Source organism: Pseudomonas sp. SIMBA_067, assembly GCF_046534675.1.
In the GTDB taxonomy this organism is placed as follows: Bacteria; Pseudomonadota; Gammaproteobacteria; order Pseudomonadales; family Pseudomonadaceae; genus Aquipseudomonas; species Aquipseudomonas putida.
In genome coordinates, this window is the sequence record NZ_JAWRYH010000535.1 from 1 (window position 1) to 267 (window position 267).

Consider the following 267-nt stretch of genomic DNA (forward strand, 5'->3'; position numbering starts at 1 on the left):
CCTGACGATCAACGGCAGCCAACAGGCGACCGCCCTGGGCAAAGCCTTCAATACCCTGGGCATGGAAAATACCGACGTGCTCGCCAGCCCCGCGACGCGCACCGCACAGACCACGCAATTCATGTTCGGCAAGGCCACATTGTCATCGACCCCTTCGGCCATCTGCGGCAAAGCCATGGGCGAAGAATTGCTCACTCATAAACAGCCTGGCCGCAACTTGATCATGGTGACCCACAGTGGCTGCATCAGCGATCTCCAGACAGAGCT

1 pseudogene is annotated in these 267 nt (G+C 59.2%); it reads left to right on the top strand.

The features are described from left to right. Positions 1-267 (top strand): annotated as a pseudogene (locus tag SB765_RS30215) (histidine phosphatase family protein); the annotation flags it as partial.